The sequence below is a fragment of the Sphingobium agrisoli genome, assembly GCF_041877245.1.
In the GTDB taxonomy this organism is placed as follows: Bacteria; Pseudomonadota; Alphaproteobacteria; order Sphingomonadales; family Sphingomonadaceae; genus Sphingobium.
Map to the genome: position 1 here is coordinate 498,986 of NZ_JBHDJI010000001.1, position 21,208 is coordinate 520,193.

The window sequence follows — 21,208 nt, forward strand, 5'->3', positions numbered from 1 at the left end:
TGGAAGGGGAGGTGGCAACCCGAAGGGTTGACGGAGGGGTGTCGCCCTTTCGATAGGGTGACACCCCTCCACCATTCGCTTCGCGAACGGTCCCCCTCCCCCTCTGGGGGAGGATGAGTGTGCCAACCCTCACTTCGCCACCTTCATCTCGTGGGTGGCCTCGTTATACTGCATCCCCTCCAGTTCGCGGGGCATGTAGCGTTCGTCATGCTTGGCGAGCAGGTTGGTGGCGACGAAGGTGCCGCGCGCGTCGAACGATCCTTCGGCGACGACGCCGCTGCCTTCCTTGAACAGGTCGGGCGCGATGCCGCTGAAGGTCGCGGGGACGGTCGCCTTGCCGTCGGTGACGTCGAACCGGATGGTGACGCCGTCGCTTGCGCGCTTGAGGCTACCCTTCACTACCATGCCGCCCAGGCGGATCGCCTTGCCCGGTTCCACGCCCTTGGTCTTGACGTCGGCGGGCGCGTAGAAATAGGCGGCCTCGTCCTTCAGCGCCGACGCCGCCAGCAGCCCCGCGCCGACGATGGCGGCGAGCGCGACGAGCGCCAGGATCAGCCGTTGATGCTTCGCCTTCATGTCAGAGCGCCTCGGCGGCCGCTTCGGCGCGGCGCATCGCGCGCCAGCTCATGACGCTGACGAGCCCGGTTCCCAGCGCCGTCACGGCATAGGCGGCGATCACGAAAGCCCACTGGTTCATCTTCAACCCCTTGCGAGACGCTGCATCCGCGCCTCCACCTTGTTCTGCGCCAGGATCGCCCGCATCCGCATCAGCACGATCGCGCCGAACCAGAGCGAAAAGCCAAGCAGGGTCAGCCCCAGCGGCCAGAGCAGCGCCGGTTCGATGCTTGACCCGCGCAGCGTGATGCTCGGCCCCTGGTGCAGGCTGTTCCACCACACGACCGAGCGGTTGATGATGGGCACGTTGACCGCGCCGACAAGGCCGAAGATCGCGGCGACGTTGCTCGACCCGCCCTGCCCTTCGCGCGCGCTGGCGTTGGCGAGGGCGATGTAGCCGAGATAGAGGAAGAGGAGGACGAGCATGGAGGTCATACGCCCGTCCCATTCCCACCAGGTTCCCCAGGTCGGCCGCCCCCAGATCGATCCGGTGGCAAGGCATATGGCGGTGAACAGCGCGCCGGGCGCGGCGATCGCGCGGCCGGCGACGGCGGCGAGCGGATGGCGCCAGACGAGCTGCATCAGCCCCGCCACCGCTATGCCGGTCCAGCCCCCCATGCCGAGCCAGGCGGCGGGGACATGGATGTAGAGGATGCGGACCGTATCCCCCTGAAGATAGTCGGCCGGGGTCACGAACAGGCCGCATCCCGCACCGACGAGAATCAGCGCCAGCCCCGGCCAGAACAGCCATGGCGTGAGCGGGCGCGCGATCTTTACGAAGCGGGCGGGATTGGCGAAACGGTGCATCAGGGCCGCGTGTGTAGCGGCGTGCGTGGCGGCGCGCCAGTAGGGCATTTTGCCGATAGCGGGCGGGGCGAAACGCTGCGTTGCCGCACGCGTTCCGCTTTTTTGTGACAAGGAGGCGACAAAGCAGCCTTTAGTCCCTATATGCGCGCCAACGGGCGGCCCGGCGGGCGCGCCAGAAACGGCAACGGAACCGGTTCGCACCCATGATAACGACCAATCCCTTCGACGACGACAAGTTGCGCGAGGAATGCGGCATTTTCGGCGTATCCGGCGGCGAGACGGCTTCGGCCATCGTGGCGCTGGGCCTCCACGCGCTTCAGCATCGGGGCCAGGAAGCCGCCGGCATCACCAGCTGGGACGGGCATGAATTCCATACCCACCGGGCGATGGGGCACGTCGCGGGCAATTTCGACCGGGACGAGGTGATTCGCGGCCTGCCGGGGGAAAGCGCCTGCGGCCATGTGCGCTATTCGACCACCGGCGAGACGTCGCTGCGCAACGTCCAGCCGCTCTATGCCGAACTGTCCTCGGGCGGGTTCGCCGTCGCGCACAACGGCAACATCTCCAATGCGATGAAGCTGCGGCGCGAGTTGATTCGGCGCGGGTCTATCTTCCAGTCGACCTCCGACACCGAAGTCATCATCCATCTGGTCGCAACCAGCAGCTATCGCACCCTGCTCGACAAGTTCATCGACGCCCTGCGCCAGGTCGAGGGCGCCTATTCGCTGATCGTCATGACGCCCGAGGGCATGATCGCGTGCCGCGATCCGCTGGGCATCCGGCCGCTGGTAATGGGGAAGCTGGGGGACGCGACCATCTTCGCGTCCGAAACCGTGGCGCTGGACGTGGTCGGCGCGGATTATGTGCGTACGGTCGAACCGGGCGAGCTGGTGATCGTGACCAACGGCGGCGACACGCGATCGCACCGCCCCTTCGGCGAAACGCATCCACGCCCCTGTATCTTCGAGCATGTCTATTTCAGCCGGCCCGATTCGATCGTGGACGGCTCCAGCGTCTATTCGGTGCGAAAGGCGATCGGCGCGCAGCTGGCGATCGAGATGCCGGTCGAGGCGGACTATGTGATCCCCGTGCCCGACAGCGGGGTTCCCGCCGCGATCGGCTACGCGCAGCAATCGGGCATTCCCTTCGAGCTGGGCATCATCCGGTCGCACTATATCGGCCGCACCTTCATCCAGCCGGGCGACAAGGTCCGGCATCTGGGCGTGAAGCTGAAGCACAACGCCAACCGCGCGCTGATCGAGGGCAAGCGGATCGTGCTGATCGACGATTCGATCGTGCGCGGCACCACGTCCCTCAAAATCGTGCAGATGATGCGCGAGGCGGGCGCGGCGGAGGTGCATATGCGGATCGCCTCGCCGCCGACCAAGCATAGCTGCTTCTATGGCGTCGATACGCCCGAGCGGACCAAGCTGCTGGCGCACAAGCTGGACATCGGCGGGATGCAGGATTTCATCCACGCCGACAGCCTGGCGTTCATCTCGATCGACGGCCTCTACAAGGCGCTGGGCGAAGCGAAGCGCGCGGACATCCGCCCGCAATATTGCGACGCCTGCTTCACCGGCGATTATCCTACGACCCTGACCGACCAGGACGAAGTGGTGGTGCAGAACCAGTTCGAGCTTCTGGCCGAACGGGTGGTCTAGCAGCTCTCGAAAATTGCGCTTCACCGTCACCCCGGGCTTGACCCGGGGTCCCGCTTCCTTACGCGAAAAGGCGGGCCACCGGATCAGGTCCGGGGTGACGATTATGCAGACGAACGGATTTAGGATGACAGACACGCTCCCCCTTTCCGGCCGCCTCGCCCTCGTCACCGGCGCGAGCCGGGGCATTGGCGCAGCGACGGCCGAAGCCCTGGCGCGCGCCGGGGCGCATGTCGTCCTGACCGCGCGAACGGTCGGCGGGCTGGAGGAGGTGGAGGAGCGCATCCACGCCGCCGGCGGCCACGCGACGATCGCGCCGCTCGACCTGATCGACGGGGACAGCATCGGCCGGCTGGCGCAGGCGATTGCGGGCCGCTGGCGCGCGCTCGACATTCTCGTCCTCAATGCCGCGACGCTGGGGTCGCTGGCGGCGGTGCAGGCGATCGACGCCAAGGAGTTCGGCCGGCTGCTGTCGCTCAACGTCGGCGCGCCACAGGCGCTGATCGCGGCGTTCGACCCGATGCTGCGCGCGAGCGACGACGCGCGGGTGGTGGCGCTGACCTCCTCGGTCGCAAGCCCCCGCGCTTATTGGGGCGCCTATGGCGCGTCCAAGGCGGCGCTGGAAACGCTCATCGGCGCTTATGGCGAGGAAGTACGGGCCATCTCCGCCATTCGCACCTATATCGTCGATCCGGGCGCGACCCGCACGGCCATGCGCGCGCGCGCCTTCCCCGGCGAAGATCCGGCGAAGCTCAAGGGGCCGGAGACAGTGGCCGACGCGATCGTCGATCTAGTGACGGGCGATGCGCCGAGCGGGCAGCGAATCCGCGTCGAGGCGTAGGGCCTCAGGCGGGCTTGACCAGCGTCACTTGCGCCACATCGATGCCGCCGCCGCGAAAACCGCCTTCGCAGTACATGAGATAATAGCGCCACAAGGCCACGAAATGCTGGTCGAAACTGGCGGGCAGGCGGCCCTGCTCGATCGCCCGGTCGAAGCGCTCGCGCCAGCGGCGCAAGGTTTCGGCATAATGCAGCCCGAAGCGCCGTTCGTCGCGCCATTTGAGACCTTGCGCCTCGGCGATCGCACGGAAACGACTCTGTGAGAGCAGCATACCGCCGGGAAAGACATAGGTCTGGATGAAATCCGCGCCGGCGGCGTAGCGATCGAAGATGGCGTCGTCGATCAGGATAAACTGGACCGCCGCCTTCCCGCCGGGCTTCAGCAGGCGGTGGATTGCGGCGAGATAGGCGGGCCACCAAGCCTGTCCGACCGCCTCCACCATTTCGACGCTGGCGATGGCATCATAGCTGCCCAAGGCGTCGCGATAGTCCGTCAGCATGACCTCCGCGCCCGACCCCAGCCGGTCGCGGGCATAATCCGCCTGCTCGGTGGAGAGGGTGAGGCCGGTATAGCCGATCGCCCGGCACTCCATCGCGCGTTCGGCAAGGCCGCCCCAGCCGCAGCCGATTTCCAGCAAAGCGTCGCCATCCTGTAGGTCGAGCCGATCGAGAATGGCGTCGACCTTGCGGTCCTGCGCCTGCTCCAGGCTTTCGGTCGGGCTGTCGGGATCGTGGAACAAAGCACTGGAATAATGCATGTTCCGGTCGAGCCAGAGGCTGTAGAAGTCATTGCCCAGATCATAATGATAGGCGATGTTGTGCCGCGATCCACGCCGATGGTTGCGCCGCGCCCAGTGGAGCGCGCGGCCCAGCCAGCGCATCGGGCCGTTCGGTCGGGCGACCCGCCCCAACGCCGCGGCGTTGGCCATGAACAGGGCGAAGAGCGGCACGGAATCGGGGCTGGACCATTCGCCCGCTGCCCAGGCGCGATACCAGCCCGCCGAGCCGCCGTTCGCCAGCCGGACGAGCGCGCGCCAGCTGTGCAGGTCGACAATACAGGATGGCCCATCGGCACGGCCGCCCAGCAGCCGCCGCGTGCCATCGGGCAGGCTCGCCTCCAGCGCACCCTGCTCTAGCCCCGCATCGATCCGGTCGAGCATCCGGTGAAACAGCGGCGCGGTCCAGCGCGACATCAGGCGCGGCTCGCCGCTGACGGGCGGACGCCGCACGGACAGGGCGCGGCGGCCGCGGCGGGGATCGGTGGCATTCATGGCGTCATATCTGCCGCAAGCCGATCGGATCGGCAATCACCGCTTCATCTGTCGATAGGCCGCGAGCGCCCGCTCCCTCCCCTCCTTGTGGCCGATGATCTTCGCGGGATAGTCCTGCGGTCGCGCGTCATGGGCGTCGGGATCGTGGATGACCTCGTCCGATAGGCCGGCAAGTTCGGGCACCCACTGGCGGATATAATCGGCGGCGTCGAATTTCTCCGACTGGGTGAGCGGGGCCATGATCCGGGTAAAGAGATTGGCGTCCACGCCGCTGCCGGCGACCCACTGCCAATTGACGCTGTTATTGGCATAGTCGGCATCGACCAGCGTGTCCCAGAACCATTGCGCGCCGTGCCGCCAGTCGATCAACAGATGCTTGATAAGGAAACTGGCGGCGATCATGCGGACGCGATTGTGCATCCAGCCGGTCGCCCAGAGCTGCCGCATCCCGGCGTCCACGATCGGATAGCCGGTGCGGCCGCGCTTCCAGGCGGTGAAGTCGGCGCGGGCTTCGCGCAGATCGCGCCAGGGCAGGCGGTCGAATTCCGCGCGGGCGTTGTCCGATCCATAGGCGGGCAGCTCGCCTATCTGCGTATGGGCATAATCGCGCCAGATCAGTTCCTTGAGGAAGATTTCTACATTCTTTCCAGAAGAGGAGACCCGGTGCCAGACATAGGCGGGCGACACTTCACCGAAATGGAGATGGGGCGAGAGGCGCGACGTGCCTTCGACCGAGGGCAGGTTGCGGGCAGTCGCATAATCGCCCGCGTCGTCGAGGAAATCGGCGACATGGCGGCGCGCGCCCTCCTCACCCGGCGTCCAGTCGGCAGCGAAGCCTTTGGCCCAGTCCGGCTTGGTGGGCAGCAGCTTCCAGTCACCAAGCGAATCGCTTTTCGGCCATGCGGAGGGCGCGTCGATCGCGCCTGGCGCGGGATGAGGCGCAGTCGGCGGCATCTGCTCCATCACCGCACGCGAAAAGGGCGTGTAGATACGATACATGCCCCCTGCCCCGGTCCGCACCGCGCCCGGCGGAAGCAGCAATCCGCCATCGTGCAGGCAGAGATCGAGTGCCTTGGCGACCGCTTTCTCGGCGTTGCGCCACCAGGGTTCATAGTGGCGCAGGGCGTGGACGCGCGACGCGCCGGCCTCCTTCGCGATCTGCGCCAGCACCTCGGCGCTTTTCCCCCGGCGCAGGATCAGGCGCGATCCCTTCGCCCGCAGCGCCTCGTCCAGCGCGGCCAGACTGTGATGCAGCCACCAGCGCGACGCGCCGCCCATTGCCCATTTGCGGGGGCTTTCGTCATCCAGCACATAGACGGGGATGACCGGCCCTTCGGCGGCAGCGGCTATTAGAGCGGCCTGATCGGACAGGCGCAGATCCTGGCGGAGCCAGAGCAGGACGGGGTCGGGCATCAGGCCGGAATGCGCGCGCGCCGGCCCGGTTCCAAGCGGTCCTTGGGCCATATTGCCGGCAGCGGCTTATCGCAAATGAAGCGATGAGCGATTCGCGCGATGGACGCCGCCCCCCGCCCCGCTTATTCTGAGTCGGCGACGAAACAGGCGTCGACGGCGGGTCAGGGGACGCATCCCGCCGGATCATGACGAATTTTGGGGATCAAATGGCTTCGACGCCGAGCGAACAGGAATTGGGATACCGGCCCTGCGTCGGCATCATGCTGGTCAATGTGGATGGCAAGGTCTTCGTCGGCCAGCGCCTCGATAATGTGGTCGAGGCGTGGCAAATGCCGCAGGGCGGGATCGACGACGATGAAGACGCCCGAACCGCCGCGCTGCGCGAACTGCGCGAGGAGACGGGCATCGGCCGCGAGCATGTCGAGATCATCGCCAAGGCGAAGGACGAGCATTTCTACGATCTGCCGCCTGAGTTGGTCGGCAAGCTGTGGGGCGGGCGCTATCGCGGGCAGCGTCAATATTGGTTCCTCGCCCGCTTCGTTGGGCAGGACAGCGATATCGACATCAACACCGATCATCCCGAATTCCGCGAATGGAAATGGGCCGAGCCCGAATCGCTGCCCGAACTGATTGTGCCCTTCAAAAAGAAGCTCTACCGCGACATTCTTCAGGAATTCAAAACACTTATTTAGGGGCTTAAAATCTCCGGTCAGGGCGATATGACGGACAAATGCGTTTCCGCCTGCTCGCCCTGCTGACCACCGCCCTGCCCGCTACCGCCCATGCCGCCGACGGTGCTCTGCTGCCGCCGGCGGTGCGCGAGATGCTGGAGGCGGCGATCGCCAACGGTAACGAGACCGACATCGCCACCGTCGCCAAGATCGCGGTGCAGACCAATCCCGCGTCGGCCGACGAAATCCAGCGGATGGTCAATCGCTGGAAGGACCGGACGAAGGCGACGCACGACATGGTCGTGCGCGAAGCGCGCTTTACCGAATTATGGACCGGGCGGATCGAGGCTGGCGGCTTCCGATCGACCGGATCGACCAGCGAAATCGGCATCAGCGTCGCTGCAACAACCACCCGCACCGGCATCCAGTGGAGCCACAAGCTGACCGCCAGCGCCGATTATCGCCGCGCCAATGGCGTCACCTCGCGCGAACGCTATTTCGGCAGCTACGAGCCGCGTTACCAGTTCGATCCGCGCGGCTTCGCCTATGGGCTGGCGCAGTTCGAGCGGGACACCTCGATCGGCTATGACGAACGCTATACCGGATCGGTCGGCATCGGATACAAGCTGATCGTCAGCAAGCCCGTTGACCTTCAGGCCGATATCGGCCCGTCGATCCGCCATGCGAAATATGTCCTGGGCGAGCGCGAGACGAAGCTGGGCGTGCGCGGATCGGCGGCGTTCGCATGGCGCGCGACGCCGACGCTGACGTTCCGGCAGAAGGCGGCGGGCTATGCCGAAAGCGACGTGTTTTCGCTGAACGCGCTAAGCTCCGTCGAAACGAAGGTCAGCACGCGGCTGTCGGCCGCCCTGTCCTACACGGTTCAGTATGAATCGGAAACCATCCTCCAGCCGAGCGGGCTGGACACTCTGAGCCGCTTGACCTTGACATATGATTTCTAGGCCGCGCAATAATCGTGCGACGGTGGAGGTGCGCTCCCCGCTCTGGTAGAGGATGGGGATGACGCTTTCGTTCGCCGAACAACAAGTGTTGGATGCGGTCGCCGCCGCGCCGATGTTGGCGCAGGTGCAGGACTGGGCCGCGATCAACAGCGGGTCGCGCAACCTTGCCGGGCTGGCGGCGATGGCGGGACGGCTGGCGGATGCATTCGCGGTGCTGCCAGGCGCGTTGACCCTGGTCGAGCCCGCTCCGGTCGAGAGCGTCGCGGCGGACGGCAGCGTGGGGCTGGTCGGGCATGGGCGGCATCTGCATCTGTCGGTGCGGCCGGATGCGCCGGTGCAGCTTCTGCTGACCGGGCATATGGATACGGTGTTCGCCGCCGATCATCCCTTTCAGACGCAGCGCTGGCTGGAGCCTGGCGTCCTGAACGGCCCCGGCGTCGCCGACATGAAGGGCGGGATCGCGGTGATGCTGGCGGCGCTGACGGCGATCGAGGCGTCCGACGCCGCCGCTTCGCTGGGCTATACCGTCGTCATCAACAGCGATGAAGAGGTGGGCAGCCCCTCCTCCGCCGGCCTGCTGCGGGACGCGGCGGCGGGCAAGCTGGCGGCTTTTACCTACGAGCCAGCGTTGCCGGATGGGACGCTGGCAGGCGCGCGGGCGGGCAGCGGCAATTTCTCGATCATCGTCACCGGCTACAGCGCCCACGCCGGGCGCAACCCCGAAGAAGGCCGCAACGCGCTCGTCGCCGCCGCCGATCTGGCGCTGCGCCTGAAGGCAGGGAGCGGTGCGGGCTTTTCCTGCAATCCGGCGAAGATCGACGGGGGCGGGCCGAACAATGTCGTGCCCGACCATGCGGTGCTGCGCGTCAACTTCCGGCCCCGAACGCCAGCCGACGAGAGCGCGGCGCATGCCCTGATCGATGCGGTCATGGCGGCGGTCGCGCGGGACCATGACGTCAGCCTGCACCTGCATGGGGGCTTCGGCCGCCCGCCCAAGCCGATGGACGCAAAGGCGGAGCGATTGTTCGGGCTGGTGCGGCGCAGCGGCGCGGACCTGGGGCTGTCGATCGGCTGGCGCGACACTGGCGGCGTGTGCGATGGCAACAATATCGCGGCGTGCGGCGTGCCTGTGGTCGATACGATGGGCGTGTGCGGAGGCAGCATTCACAGCGACGCCGAATTTCTGCTGACCGAAAGCCTGGCCGAACGGGCGCGTCTGTCGGCGCTGGCGATCTGGCGGATCGCGAAGGGCGAATTTCAGGGAGGAATGGCCGCTTGAGCTTCATCATGCGTATCGCACGCGCGGACGATTTGCAGACGCTGTATGAAATGGCGAAGCTGACCGGCGGCGGCTTCACCAACCTGCCGCCCGACCGCAAGGCGCTGGCCGCCAAGCTGGAGCGGACCGAGGCGGCGCAGGCGCGGGAGGGCGACGGGATCGAGGACGAGCTGATCGTCATGGTGCTGGAAAATGTCGAAACGGGCCAAGTGCGCGGCACATGCCAGATTTTCTCGACCGTGGGGCAAAGCTGGCCCTTCTACTCCTATCGGCTGGGCGTTCTGACCCAGCATAGCCGCGAGCTGGGCCGCACCTTCCGGGCGCAGATGCTCTCGCTCACCACCGATCTGGAAGGGTCGGTGGAGGTCGGCGGCCTGTTCCTCCATCCGCGCGAGCGGGCCGAAGGGCTGGGGCTGCTGCTGGCGCGCAGCCGCTACCTCTATATCCGCAATCATCGCGCGCGCTTCGGCGACCGGGTCATCGCGGAGCTGCGCGGCGTGATTGACGAGGCGGGCGGATCGCCCTTCTGGGATGGGCTCGCGGGGCGCTTCTTCGGCATGAGTTTCCAGGAAGCGGATGAGTTCAATGCGGTAAACGGCAATCAGTTCATCGCCGATCTGATGCCCAAGACGCCGATCTATACCGCGATGCTGACCGACAGCGCCCGCGCCGTCATCGGCCTGCCCCACCCCAATGGCCGCGCCGCGATGCGGATGCTGGAAACCGAAGGGTTTGAGAATGCCGGTTACGTCGATATATTCGACGGCGGACCCACGATGGTGGGCCAGGTCGATCAGCTGCGGACGATCGCGGGCGCGCGCGACGTGACGCTGGGCGCGACCCATGACAGCGGCGGCGACAAGATGCTGATCGCGACCGGGACGCTCGGCCAGTTCCGCTGCACTTGGGGTTTCGTGCAGGACAGCGACGATGGCGGCGTGTCGATCGACGCGGCGAGCACGGCGCGGCTGGGGCTGCAACCGGGGGACAGCTTCACCATCGCCGGTCGGGGGGCGGAGCGGGCATGAGCGTCAAGGAAGTCAATTTCGACGGAATTATCGGCCCCAGCCATAATTATGCGGGCCTCAGCCTCGGCAATCTGGCGTCGGCCCGCAATGCCGGCGCTGTCTCGCATCCGCGCGCGGCGGCGCTTCAGGGGATCGAGAAGATGCGGGGCAATATCCGCCTCGGCCTGGCCCAGGGCATCTTCCTGCCGCAATGGCGGCCCGACACCGCCTGGCTGGCGAAGCTCGGCACCGATGTCGGCGGCGCGGAGCCGCATATCCGCGCGGCGGCGATGTCGGCCTCCTCCATGTGGGCGGCCAATGCCGCGACGGTGTCGCCCGCCAGCGATACGGCCGACGGGCGCACCCACCTGACGGTCGCCAACCTCGTCACCATGCCGCACCGCAGCCATGAATGGCCGCAGACGCTGGCGCAACTGCGTCTCGCTTTCTCCGACACGCGGCATTTCGTCGTGCATGATCCGATCCCCGCGCCGTTCGGGGACGAAGGCGCGGCCAATCACATGCGGCTGACGGAGAGCCATGGCGCGCCGGGCGTGGAGATATTCGTCTATGGTCGCTCAGGCGGCGCGTTCCCGGCGCGGCAGCATGTCGAGGCGAGCAAGGCGGTCGCGCGGCTGCATGGGCTCGATCCGGCCCGGACATTGTTCGTAGAACAGTCCGCCGAGGCGATCGCGGCCGGCGCGTTCCACAATGATGTCGTGGCGGTCGCCAATGAGCATGTGCTCTTCGCCCATGAGCAGGCCTTTGCCGACAAGGATGCCTTCTACGCCGCGCTGCGGGCCGCCCTGCCCTGCGTCGAGATCGTGGAGGTGCCGGCGAGCGCGGTCAGCCTGGCCGATGCGATCACATCCTATCTGTTCAACGCGCAGCTGGTGACGCTGCCCGACGGCGGAGGGATGGCGCTGGTGCTGCCCACCGAAGCGCGGGAGACGCCGGCGGTGTGGCGCTGGCTGGAGGCGATGGTCGCAGGCAACGGCCCGATCCGCCGGCTGGTGCCGGTCGATGTGCGGCAGTCGATGGCGAATGGCGGCGGCCCGGCTTGCCTGCGGCTGCGGGTCGTGGCCGATCCGGCGGAGATCGACCCCCGCTTTCTGGTCGATGAGGTGAAGCTGGACGGGATAGCCGCTATCGTGGACCGCTATTGGCCCGAAAATATCGCGCCCGACGACCTGAACGACGCCGCCCTGATCGCCCGGATCGAACAATCATGGTTAACGCTTGTTGACCATTTGCAGCTTTCCGGCGACCTCATCCCTTGAGCATCGGGGGATGACACCGGACGAGTCGCCATGGAACGGATCAAGAGCCTCTTCATCATCAAGACCAAGTTCGAGGCGTTTCTGGTGATCTACGCGCTGGCGCTGGGCGCGACCCAGCGCGGGCTGGTCTATCTGGACCAATATCCGGGGTTCGGCGGCAAGCTGCTGGCGCTCGCCTGTTCGGGCGCGGTGTTCATGGCGGGCGGCAAGATATTGGACGCGCTGGAATATCAGCGCGGTCTGTGACCCGAAATCCACAGCGAAACGGACCTAAATCCGCTTAGCCGCATCGCCATTTCGATTATCCTTGCCCCTGCAAAAAGCAGGGAGTTCAAGGATTTATGCTCGACGATCGCAGAAGGCGCAGCGTGCCGGCGGCCGAACTGGTCCGCAATTTCGCCCACTGGCGCGAAGTCGGATCGCGCGAGCCGGTGATGGTGACCCATCATGGCCGCGAAACCCATATCTTCATGGGCGTCGATCGCTTCCGCACGCTCGCGGTGGGCGACGCCGAAGCGGCCGCGCCCGACCGCACCTTCGAGCTTGCCGCGCGTATTCATCAGGGGCTGATCCTCTGCCGCGCCGACCTCAGCATCACCTATGCCAATGGCGTGGCGCTCGCCATGACCAAGCGCTGGGACCGGCAACTGGAAGGACAATATCTGTGGGACGTGTTTCCCGAGATCAGCGGCACGCTGACCGAAGCACATATTCGCCACAGCCTAGCGTCGGGCGAGGCGAGCGCGGCCGACATCCCCTCCCCCTTCCGCGATGATAACTGGCTGCATGTGCAGACTTTCCCTTTCGCGCAGGGGGTGGCGCTGATGATGCGCGACATCACCGCCGACATGCAGCGGCACCGGCTGGCCGACGTCAAATCGGCGATCCTCAAAGCCATGAGCGTTCACGGCGGCGTATCCTATGTGCGCGTCTCCGCGCGCGGCTTCATTGAGATTGCCGACGATAATTTCTGCGCGATGGTGGGGCTGCCGCTCGACCGGCTGAGCAAGGTGGCGCTGGCCGATCTGGTCGGGCTGGCGGGGCGGCCGGCGTTTCGTGGACAGCTGGAAAGCGTGCTGCGCGGCGATGGCGACCAGAGGGCGACGATCCCGCTGCTGACCAACGACGGCACGATGGCCAGCGTGGAGGCGGCGATCGCCCGGCTGCACGGCATCTACGGCACGGAAGGGGCGATCATCCTGATGACGCCGCTGCCGAGCGACGAGAATATATGAAATCGCGTCCATTCCGGACCGAGCGGACCATATTTCCGCAAGCGCTTCATGCGGGGCACGGTGAGGCGACCGAACAACCCGGCCGTGCCGCGCAATTTACGTCTTTCGTCATGACCAACCCGCCAACCGACTGTTGAGTGTCAGCGCATAGAGTGAGGGCATGACGCAGATGCCCGCCCTTTCCTTCATACGCCGGCTGGAGCGCGAGCAAGCCGGCAGCGTCCTCGTCGAGGCGGCCTTCGCCATGCCGCTGCTGATCCTGCTGTTGAGCGGGATCTGGGCCTATGGCTGCTGGTTCATGACGGCGCACAGCCTTCAGCAAGCCGCCAATGACGCCGCGCGCGCATCGGTCGCTGGGCTGACCACCACCGAGCGGCGCGCTCTGGTCGACCAGAGCGTGACCGCCGCCCGCGCCGCCTTCCCGGTGCCCGGCGCGCAGACGATCAGCGTCGGGACGGGCGAGAGCGGCGGCTATTATACGGTGACGCTGCGCTACAATATGGCGAACGCGCCGGTCTTTGCCGCCATCCCGGTGCCGATGCCGGGTGGCGTGCTGGAACGCAGCGCGGTCGTGCGGATCAGCAGCCAGTGAGGGCGCGGATCGCCACCGACCGGCGCGGCGGGATCAGCGTTCTGGTCGCCGGGTCGATGTTCATGCTGGCGGGCGCGGCCACGGTGGCGGTCGATCTGGGGTCGGTCTATCTGGCGCGCCGCCAGCTTCAGGGGATCGCCGACGCCACCGCGCTGGCGGCGGCGGATGGCGGACGCACCGCCGCCGAACAGTTGCTGGTACAGAGCGGGGTACAGGGCGTGACGATCGCCAGCGTGGAAAGCGGCAGCTACGCCGCCGATGGCGCCGTGCCGGTGGCGGACCGGTTTCGCCCCGGTGGCGCGGGTGGTGGCGCGACCCGGATCGCGGTTCAGCGGCGCGTGCCGCTCTTCTTCGGACGCCTGCTGGTGGGTCGCGACGGGGTGGACCTGTCTGCCCGCGCGATCGCGGCGCGCACCGACGCGGCGGCCTTTTCGCTGGGCACGGGGCTGGCGTCGCTCAGCGGCGGCCTGCCCAACATGATCCTGTCGAACCTCGCCGGGACCGAACTCAACCTGTCGGTGATGGACTATAATGGCCTGGTCAACGCCAACCTCGACCTGCTGCACGTCGCCGACGCGCTGAAAGTCAGGCTGGGACGCGATGGCGACAGCTATGGCGAGCTGTTCGACCGGCAGGTGCCGATCGGCGACCTGCTCGCCGCCATGGCCGCCGCCAGCGCCGGCAGCCCGGCGGCCGGCACGTTGCAGGCGCTGGCCGGACGGATCGCGGGTCGAAGCGTGCGCCTCGGCGACGTCATCGACCTTGGCCCGATGGCCTCCGCCGCCAATGCCACCGGCCAGCCGAACATCCTGCTCGACGCCTTCTCGATGCTGCGGATGGTGCTGAGCCCGCCTTCGGGCGTGTCCGTGCCGATGGACCTGCGGGTCGCCGTGCCGGGGCTTGCCAGCACCCGGCTGATGCTGGTGGTGGGCGAAGGGCAGACCCGATCGCCGCTGCTGACCGTCACGGCGAAGCGCGACGTGGTGTTGCGGACCGCGCAGACGCGCATCTATCTCGAAACAGCGGTCGCCACATTGCTGGGCGGGCTTGGGTCGGTGCGCGTGCCGATCTACGTCGAACTGGCAACGGCGGAGGCGCGCCTGTCCGACATCAGCTGCGGCCAGAACGGCGGGGTCACGCTGGCGGTGACACCGTCCGTGGGGTCGGCGGTGCTGGGCGATGTCGATGTCGGCGCGCTCACCGATTTCTCGACCGCCGCCAATCCGCGCCCGGCGCTGTTGGCGCAGGCGCTGGGCACGCGAGTCACTGCCTTCACCCGCATCGCGCTGGGCGGCACGCAGGCGCAGACCGTCCATTTCTCGCCCGCCGACATCAGCGCCGGTCAGGTCAAGACCGTCAGCACGCAGGATCTGACGCAGGGGATCGCCGCGAGCCTTGCCGGTCAGACCCAGGTGCAGGTGTCGGTGCTGGGGCTGACGGTCGGCAACAGCCCGCTCGGCCCGCTGGTGGGGAGCCTGCTGGGCACCACCGCGCCCCTGCTGGATTCGCTGCTGACCAGCGTCACGGCGACGCTGGGCGTGCGGCTGGGGTCGGCCGATGTGCGCGTGCATGAACGGCGCTGCGGCATCGCGCAGATCGTGGCCTGAACGCGAGGTCAATCGCTTCGCGCCCCCGCCAGCAGCCAGTGCCCGGACGACACGCGCGCAACCGCGTTTTCGACAGGCAGGAAAAATTCATGGCGAGATGGTGCGCCCAACAGGATTCGAACCTGTGGCCTTCGGATTAGGAATCCGACGCTCTATCCTGCTGAGCTATGGGCGCGGCCAAGTGAGCGCTCTATTGCGGGGCGGGCGCGGGGTCAATTCTTCGCGTGCGGGGGGACCACAGGGAAAGGCAGCGGCGCGACTTCCACGCCTTCGCTGATAAGCGCCTTGGCTTCGGCAGGCGCGACTTCGCCATGGATGCTGGCGCGGTCCTGCTCGCCATAGTGCATCGCGCGGGCCTGGGCGGCGAAATCGCGGCCGACCCAGGTCGAACCTTCCAGCGCCTTATGCTGTGCCTGCGCCAGCGCTTCGACCATGGCGCGCATCTTGGCGGGATCGGGGGTGGTCGCCACGGCTGTCGCGGGCGCCGGTTCGGGGCGGCTGTTGCCCTTGGCAGCGACGGCGGGGGCCATCACCGCCTTGCCGACCTGCGCGTCGCCGCAATAGGGGCAGGTCACGAGCCCGCGCGCCTGCTGGTCCTCATAATCGGCGGAGGAACCGAACCACGCCTCGAACACATGGCCGTTCGCGGCGCATCGGAGGTCGAAGACGATCATGCCAGCGTCACCTGCTGCGGGATCGGGCGGCGGTTGGCGATGGCAGGGACACGGGCGCGCACATCCGCCACGCGCCCCAGGTCGAGATCGGCGAAGCCAAGGCCGGCTTCCTCGCCCATATCGAGCAGCAACTCGCCCCAGGGGTCGACCACCAGGCTGTGGCCGTAGGTGGTCCGCCCGTCCTCATGGTTGCCCACCTGCGCCGTCGCGATGACGAAACAGCCCGCCTCGATCGCGCGGGCGCGCAGCAGCACGTGCCAATGCGCCTGCCCCGTTGGCACGGTGAAGGCGGCGGGCGCGAGCAGGATGGTCGCCCCTTCATTGGTGAGCGCGCGATAGAGATCGGGGAAACGCATGTCATAACAGATGGAAAAGCCCATCCGGCCCCAGGGCGTATCGGCCGCGACCACCTGCTCGCCCGGCCCATAGACCGACGATTCGCGCCAGCTTTCCCCCGTCGCGAGATCGACGTCGAACAGGTGGATCTTGTCATAGCGGGCGCGGATCGCGCCTGTATCGTCGATCAGGAAGCTGCGGTTGGCCCAGCGGCCGTCGCTGCGTTCATCCTTGAGCGGCAGCGATCCGATATGGACCCACAGCCCTTCGCGCGCCGCCGCCTCGCGCACTTGGCGCAGCACGACGTCGTCGGCCTCGGACCGCAATGTCGCGGCGGCGCGCGCGCGGTCGCGGTCCAGGCAACCGGCCATTTCCGGCGTGAAAAGCATGTCCGCGCCCCCCGCCTTCGCCGCGCGCACCTTGTCCAGTAGAGCGGCGGCGTTGGCGGCGGGATCGATCCCGCTCGTCATCTGGAACAGGGCGGCGCGCAGGGTCGTCACAGGCCGAGCATCGCGTCCAGCTTGCCATCGCGGTTCAGCGCGGCCAGCGCGTCGCTGCCGCCGACATGGGCGCCGTCGATGAAAATCTGCGGTACGGTGGACCCGCCATTGGCGCGGCCCAGCATCTCCTCGCGCTTGGGGCCACCCATCGTGATATCATATTCCTCGAAGGCGACGCCCTTCTGCTCCAGCAGCGCCTTCGCCCGCGCGCAATAACCGCACCAGGCTTTCGTGTAGATCTCGACCTTCGCCATCATAAACTCCTTGATCCGCAAATCGGAAGAACGCGTCGCTTTGTCAATCGGGCGCATCGGGCAGCACCCGCGCCCAGCAGAGCAGCCGCACCTCCGCCGCGCCGCCGGCCTTGAGCGCGCGGGCGCACGCGGCGGCGGTCGCGCCGCTGGTGTGGACATCGTCGATCAGCAGGATGCGGCGGCCAGCGAAGGGGTGGTCCGCCGCCAGAGCAAAGGCGCCGCGCACCATCTTCGCGCGCTGCTTGGGGTTCATCCCTCGCAGCGGCGCTGTGCGCTTGACGCGCGTCAGCGCCAGCTTTTCGACCGGCCAGCCCGTCAGTCGGCCGAGATGGTCGGCGATCAGAGCCGACTGGTTGAAGCCGCGCTGCCAGAGCCGCCAGCGGTGCAGCGGGACCGGCACGACCAGCGCCTCCCCCGCTCCCACATGCCGCACCATCTGCCGCGCGATGAGGCGCGCCATGCCGATGCGCCGGCCATATTTGAGGCGGAGCGCGACGGTGCGCGCGACATCGCCATAGGCGAGCACGGCGCGGGCGCTGTCCCAGGGCGGCGGGTCGGCCATGCAGGCGGCGCATTCCGCCCCTGCCCCCATGTCATGCGCGAAGGGCACGCCGCAACGCGCGCAGCAGGGATCGCCCAGAAACGCCATTCCGCTCCAGCAGGAAAGACAGAAGGCGAAATCCTCCCCCACGATGACGCCGCAGCCGGGGCAGCGCGGCGGTAGCGCATAATCGAGCGCGGGCCGTAGGATCGCTCTGAGGCGTAGGGTCGCCCCGAGAAGCGGAGCCTTGAGAAGCGGGGCGAGAGGCATCATCTGCCTTGTCCCCGCTTGCCGCCCGCTGCACAAGGCCCGCCATGGAACCCCGCCCCGACATTTTCGACCGCGCCCGCCGCGCCCGCCAGCGCGACCGGATGCTGCCCGGTTTCGCGCAGCATGACTTTCTCTATCGGGCGATGCTGGACGAACTGCTCGATCGCCTGCGCGACGTGCGGCGCGACCTGCCCGATGCGCTGGTGATCGGCTGCCCGGATCGGAGCGCCAGGGCGGCGCTGGAAGCCATGGGCAAGCGGGTCGCCTGCGTCGATCCCGGCTTTCTGGCGGCCAGGGCAGCGGGCGGGGTGCAGGCGGATGAAGACGCCCTGCCCTTCGCCGACGAAAGTTTCGATCTGATCCTCGCCTGCGGCACGCTCGACAGCGTCAACGACCTGCCCGGCGCGCTGATCCTGATGCGGCGCATCCTGCGGCCGGACGGGCTGTTGCTGGCGGCCTTCAGCGGGGCGGGCAGCCTGCCCCGGTTGAAAGCGGCACTGTTGGCGGCGGAGGGCGATCGGCCGGGCCAGCATGTCCATCCGCAGGTGGATGTCCGCGCGGCGGGCGACCTGCTGAGCCGCGCCGGTTTCGCCATGCCGGTGGCCGACGGAGAGGTGCTGACGATCCGCTATGGCGACATGCTTGGGCTGATGCGCGACCTGCGCGGCATGGGCGCGGGCAACGCGCTGACGACCCGCCCGCCGGCGCTGACAAGGGATGTACTGGTGCGCGCGGCCGGCCACTTCGCCGACGCCGCCGACGCCGATGGGCGGACGGGCGAGCAGATGGCGATCATCTATCTGTCCGGCTGGAAGCCCGATCCGAGCCAGGCGAAACCGGCGCGGCGGGGCAGCGCGACCGTATCGCTGGCGGCGGCGCTCAAGGGGAACACTTAGGGTATCGAGCGTTGCGCCTGATCCTTCGATACGCCATTTCGACAAGCTCAATGGCTACTCAGGGCGAACGGGGTTGTTCAGGTTTAATGCGATTTGCTTTAGCGGGAAAGCTGGCGGGGCCTGATCTCGCCCACGACAGCCTCCCCCATCACCTCCCGCGCGGTCCATTCCTCGTTGTTCCGCCGATATTCGACGTGGCTGGCGCGGCGGAAGGCGGTGCCGTCCCAGACGATGACTTGCAGTTCCATCTCGTTGTTGCGGCGGACATGGAGCCAGTTGAGGCTTTGCGGCTCGGCGTTGCGGAGGCGGGTGGAGGTGGCGGTGCCGGCCTGGATCACCAGCGCGCCGCCGCTATGGGCGACCATCTTCTGCGCGGCTTCGGCATAGGTGCGGTGGAAATGGCCGGCAAGCGCGAGATGCACCCCCGCCTCGCACGCGGCCTTCACCGCATCGTCATGCTGGCCGACCGCCTCGGTCAGTTCGTTGCCCTTGCCGATCGGCATCGCGAACAGGGGATGATGGGTAACGAGGATGCGGGTCTTGTCGGCCGGCACGGCGGCAAAGCGTTCGCGCAGCAGGTCCATCTGGGCATGGTTGATGCGGCCATCCTTGATCGTCAGCGACCGGGCGGTGTTGAGGCCAAGGATGGCGACTTCATGGTCCTCATACCAGGGACACAGCACATTGCTGATATAGCGTTCGTAGCGGTTGAGGGGCCGGACGAACCTGCGGAACAGGTCATAGAGCGGAATGTCGTGATTGCCCGGCACCACCAGCGTTTTCAGCCCCGCGGCCTTCAGCCGGTTGAGCCAGGCGGACGCCTGCCGGAACTGCTCGACCCGCGCCCTCTGGGTGAAATCGCCGCTGATGACGACCAGGTCGGGGCGGCGATCCTCCAGCCATGCGGTGGCGGCATCGACGATCTTCGGGTCGTTGGCGCCGAAGTGGATGTCGGACAGATGGGCGATGCGGGCCATGCCCTTTCAAACGAATCGCGCGCCGATGGTTTCCGGCCGGACCTGAATCCGCGCGACCGTGTTATTGCGGCATGGAAACGAAGACCCTCCCAAAGCAAGCCGTCCTGATCGTCAACGCGCATAGCCGGCGGGGGCAGGATCTGTTCGAGCAGGCCCGCACCAAGCTGGAGGCGGCGGGGGTGACGCTGATCGCCGCCCACGCGGTCGAGCAGCCGGAGCATATGGCGGCGACGGTGCGGCAGGCGGTAAAGAGCGGCGCGCCGATGGTGATCGTGGGCGGCGGCGACGGGTCGATGTCCGGCACGGTGGACGAACTGGTGGGCAAGGATTGCGTGTTCGGCGTGCTGCCGCTCGGCACCGCCAACAGCTTCGCGCGGACGCTGGGTTTGCCGCTGGACATCGACGGCGCGGTGCGGGCGATCGCCACGGGCAAGCGGCGGCGGGTGGACCTCGGCATGATCGATCAGGATTATTTCGTCAACGCGGCCTCCCTGGGCCTCTCCCCGATGATCGGGCGCACCGTGCCGCACAAGCTCAAACGCTATCTCGGGCGGGTCGGCTATCTGATCTGGGCCTTGAAATGCTCGGTCGGGTTCCGACCGTTCCGGCTGACGATCGACGATGGCGCGAAGCAGCACCGCATGTGGTCGACCGAGGTGCGTATCCTCAACGGCCGCTATCATGGCGGGGTCGAACTGTCCGACCATGCCGATGTCGATACCGGCGAGATCGTGGTACAGGCGGTGGTCGGCCGGTCGAAGCCGCATCTGGCGTGGGACTGGTATGCCAAGTTCGTCAAGCTGCGGGACAAGGACGCCCTGACGCACGAGTTTCACGGCAAGGCGTTCCGCATCGACACCAAGCCGCGCCAGCGCATCTCGATCGACGGCGAAGTGCTGGCGAAGACCCCGGCGACGGTCAAGGTCGCCGCCGGAGCGGTCGAGGTGGCGGTGCCGGGGGACGAATGAGCCACACTCGCTGATACGAACGCCTCACGGCACCCGATACCACCCCGCCACCCGATCGAGCGCCAGCGTCAGCACCAGCTTCCCCGCGCGGCTCGGCCAGCCCAGCGCCTTTTCCGCCGCGACCAGCCCCTCGCCCGCGCACACCACGCGCCATAAGATGTCGGAGAGACCCGGTCCCGCCGCCTTCACCGCCCCGTCGAACCGCTCGCGCGCGGCCATCTGCATCAGCGTGGGATCGCCGCGTCCGCCCCCGCCGCGCCGCCCGCCCTCGCGCGGGGCCGCGTCCCAGCGCATCGTCACCCGCGTGCCGAGGCCCGCTCTCTCCCAATCCTGCCGCAGCAAGTCCCCCGCAGCGCACTGCCGGTCGCTCACATGACCGCGCGCGTGAAGCCAGGACAGGGGCGATTCGCCCGGATTGACCAGCACCCTCTGCGTCTGTCCCGCCGGGTCTTCGATCACCTGCTCAATCAGCGTCATGCCCATATGTCGCGCCTCCATCACCAAATCGGACAGCAATCCGCTTGCCATGCCGGCTAAACTGTAGGAAAGCGG

General features: G+C 67.4%; 23 protein-coding genes and 1 tRNA gene. 13 read left to right on the forward strand and 11 right to left on the reverse strand.

Going from position 1 to position 21,208, the window contains the following annotated elements:
• Nucleotides 1-129: 129 nt before the first annotated feature.
• Together ccmE and ccmC are read right to left on the reverse strand one after the other, a co-directional pair.
• On the reverse strand, nucleotides 130-576 hold the full coding sequence (gene ccmE / locus ACETPF_RS02355; RefSeq protein WP_373932658.1) for a cytochrome c maturation protein CcmE: 447 nt from the start codon (nucleotides 574-576) through the stop codon (nucleotides 130-132).
• Nucleotides 577-699: 123 nt separating this feature from the next.
• Nucleotides 700-1,422 (reverse strand): heme ABC transporter permease CcmC, encoded by a 723-nt coding sequence (gene ccmC / locus ACETPF_RS02360; RefSeq protein WP_373933046.1) that lies wholly within the window; start codon nucleotides 1,420-1,422, stop codon nucleotides 700-702.
• A 203-nt stretch (nucleotides 1,423-1,625) separates the two neighbouring features.
• Between ccmC and purF the strand changes: the two genes are divergently transcribed.
• Together purF and ACETPF_RS02370 are read left to right on the forward strand one after the other, a co-directional pair.
• On the forward strand, nucleotides 1,626-3,086 hold the full coding sequence (gene purF, locus ACETPF_RS02365; RefSeq protein ID WP_373932659.1) for an amidophosphoribosyltransferase: 1,461 nt from the start codon (nucleotides 1,626-1,628) through the stop codon (nucleotides 3,084-3,086).
• 124 nt (nucleotides 3,087-3,210) lie between these two features.
• Entirely contained in the window at nucleotides 3,211-3,924 is a 714-nt protein-coding gene (locus ACETPF_RS02370; protein ID WP_373932660.1) for an SDR family NAD(P)-dependent oxidoreductase, read from the forward strand.
• 4 nt (nucleotides 3,925-3,928) lie between these two features.
• On the opposite strand, the gene ACETPF_RS02375 is transcribed toward ACETPF_RS02370, so the two are convergent.
• On the reverse strand, nucleotides 3,929-5,194 hold the full coding sequence (locus tag ACETPF_RS02375) for a class I SAM-dependent methyltransferase (protein WP_373932661.1): 1,266 nt from the start codon (nucleotides 5,192-5,194) through the stop codon (nucleotides 3,929-3,931).
• Between the two features lie 36 nt (nucleotides 5,195-5,230).
• Complete coding sequence (locus tag ACETPF_RS02380) at nucleotides 5,231-6,607, reverse strand: cryptochrome/photolyase family protein (protein ID WP_373932662.1); 1,377 nt, start codon at nucleotides 6,605-6,607, stop codon at nucleotides 5,231-5,233.
• 206 nt (nucleotides 6,608-6,813) lie between these two features.
• Between ACETPF_RS02380 and ACETPF_RS02385 the strand changes: the two genes are divergently transcribed.
• The 9 genes from ACETPF_RS02385 to ACETPF_RS02425 all read left to right on the forward strand — a co-directional run bounded on the left by ACETPF_RS02385 (nucleotide 6,814) and on the right by ACETPF_RS02425 (nucleotide 15,240).
• Nucleotides 6,814-7,299 (forward strand): RNA pyrophosphohydrolase, encoded by a 486-nt coding sequence (locus tag ACETPF_RS02385; RefSeq protein WP_373932663.1) that lies wholly within the window; start codon nucleotides 6,814-6,816, stop codon nucleotides 7,297-7,299.
• A gap of 38 nt (nucleotides 7,300-7,337) precedes the next feature.
• Nucleotides 7,338-8,240, forward strand: a complete 903-nt coding sequence (locus tag ACETPF_RS02390) for a DUF481 domain-containing protein (RefSeq protein WP_373932664.1) — start codon at nucleotides 7,338-7,340, stop codon at nucleotides 8,238-8,240.
• A gap of 58 nt (nucleotides 8,241-8,298) precedes the next feature.
• Nucleotides 8,299-9,519, forward strand: coding sequence for a hydrolase (locus tag ACETPF_RS02395; protein ID WP_373932665.1), 1,221 nt, complete (start codon nucleotides 8,299-8,301; stop codon nucleotides 9,517-9,519).
• Nucleotides 9,516-10,547: an arginine N-succinyltransferase gene (locus tag ACETPF_RS02400; RefSeq protein WP_373932666.1), complete on the forward strand. Its 1,032-nt coding sequence runs from the start codon at nucleotides 9,516-9,518 to the stop codon at nucleotides 10,545-10,547. Before ACETPF_RS02395 ends, ACETPF_RS02400 begins: the two co-directional genes overlap by 4 nt.
• Nucleotides 10,544-11,806 carry an N-succinylarginine dihydrolase gene (locus ACETPF_RS02405; RefSeq protein WP_373932667.1) on the forward strand — a complete coding sequence of 421 codons (1,263 nt, stop codon included), beginning with the start codon at nucleotides 10,544-10,546 and terminating at the stop codon, nucleotides 11,804-11,806. Before ACETPF_RS02400 ends, ACETPF_RS02405 begins: the two co-directional genes overlap by 4 nt.
• Nucleotides 11,807-11,836: 30 nt before the next feature.
• Nucleotides 11,837-12,052: a hypothetical protein gene (locus tag ACETPF_RS02410; RefSeq protein ID WP_373932668.1), complete on the forward strand. Its 216-nt coding sequence runs from the start codon at nucleotides 11,837-11,839 to the stop codon at nucleotides 12,050-12,052.
• A gap of 95 nt (nucleotides 12,053-12,147) precedes the next feature.
• Nucleotides 12,148-13,041 (forward strand): PAS domain-containing protein, encoded by an 894-nt coding sequence (locus ACETPF_RS02415; RefSeq protein WP_373932669.1) that lies wholly within the window; start codon nucleotides 12,148-12,150, stop codon nucleotides 13,039-13,041.
• A gap of 160 nt (nucleotides 13,042-13,201) precedes the next feature.
• Nucleotides 13,202-13,633, forward strand: a complete 432-nt coding sequence (locus ACETPF_RS02420) for a TadE/TadG family type IV pilus assembly protein (protein ID WP_373932670.1) — start codon at nucleotides 13,202-13,204, stop codon at nucleotides 13,631-13,633.
• Nucleotides 13,630-15,240 (forward strand): pilus assembly protein TadG-related protein, encoded by a 1,611-nt coding sequence (locus ACETPF_RS02425; protein ID WP_373932671.1) that lies wholly within the window; start codon nucleotides 13,630-13,632, stop codon nucleotides 15,238-15,240. The genes ACETPF_RS02420 and ACETPF_RS02425 overlap by 4 nt, the downstream gene beginning before the upstream one ends.
• Nucleotides 15,241-15,338: 98 nt before the next feature.
• Here ACETPF_RS02425 and ACETPF_RS02430 read toward each other — a convergent pair.
• From ACETPF_RS02430 to ACETPF_RS02450, 5 genes are all read right to left on the reverse strand, one after another.
• Nucleotides 15,339-15,415 (reverse strand) — tRNA-Arg (locus ACETPF_RS02430).
• A 37-nt stretch (nucleotides 15,416-15,452) separates the two neighbouring features.
• Nucleotides 15,453-15,914 carry a DUF1178 family protein gene (locus ACETPF_RS02435; protein WP_373932672.1) on the reverse strand — a complete coding sequence of 154 codons (462 nt, stop codon included), beginning with the start codon at nucleotides 15,912-15,914 and terminating at the stop codon, nucleotides 15,453-15,455.
• Nucleotides 15,911-16,741 (reverse strand): carbon-nitrogen hydrolase family protein, encoded by an 831-nt coding sequence (locus ACETPF_RS02440; protein WP_373933047.1) that lies wholly within the window; start codon nucleotides 16,739-16,741, stop codon nucleotides 15,911-15,913. The genes ACETPF_RS02435 and ACETPF_RS02440 overlap by 4 nt, the downstream gene beginning before the upstream one ends.
• Before the next feature lie 5 nt (nucleotides 16,742-16,746).
• The gene (gene grxC, locus ACETPF_RS02445; RefSeq protein WP_373932673.1) at nucleotides 16,747-17,004 is read right to left on the reverse strand and encodes a glutaredoxin 3; all 258 of its coding nucleotides are present in this window, start codon (nucleotides 17,002-17,004) and stop codon (nucleotides 16,747-16,749) included.
• Between the two features lie 43 nt (nucleotides 17,005-17,047).
• Nucleotides 17,048-17,818: a double zinc ribbon domain-containing protein gene (locus tag ACETPF_RS02450; RefSeq protein ID WP_373932674.1), complete on the reverse strand. Its 771-nt coding sequence runs from the start codon at nucleotides 17,816-17,818 to the stop codon at nucleotides 17,048-17,050.
• 41 nt (nucleotides 17,819-17,859) lie between these two features.
• On the opposite strand from ACETPF_RS02450, the gene ACETPF_RS02455 reads away from it, so the two are divergent.
• Entirely contained in the window at nucleotides 17,860-18,711 is an 852-nt protein-coding gene (locus ACETPF_RS02455; RefSeq protein WP_373932675.1) for a methyltransferase domain-containing protein, read from the forward strand.
• A gap of 98 nt (nucleotides 18,712-18,809) precedes the next feature.
• Here the strand turns inward: ACETPF_RS02455 and ACETPF_RS02460 are convergent, their stop codons facing one another.
• A complete protein-coding gene (locus tag ACETPF_RS02460) occupies nucleotides 18,810-19,688 on the reverse strand; it encodes a metallophosphoesterase family protein (protein ID WP_373932676.1) in 879 nt (292 codons plus the stop codon).
• 71 nt (nucleotides 19,689-19,759) lie between these two features.
• Between ACETPF_RS02460 and ACETPF_RS02465 the strand changes: the two genes are divergently transcribed.
• Nucleotides 19,760-20,656, forward strand: coding sequence for a diacylglycerol/lipid kinase family protein (locus ACETPF_RS02465; RefSeq protein ID WP_373932677.1), 897 nt, complete (start codon nucleotides 19,760-19,762; stop codon nucleotides 20,654-20,656).
• A gap of 24 nt (nucleotides 20,657-20,680) precedes the next feature.
• Here ACETPF_RS02465 and ACETPF_RS02470 read toward each other — a convergent pair whose 3' ends face one another.
• On the reverse strand, nucleotides 20,681-21,139 hold the full coding sequence (locus tag ACETPF_RS02470) for a DUF6456 domain-containing protein (protein WP_373933048.1): 459 nt from the start codon (nucleotides 21,137-21,139) through the stop codon (nucleotides 20,681-20,683).
• Nucleotides 21,140-21,208 lie beyond the last annotated feature (69 nt).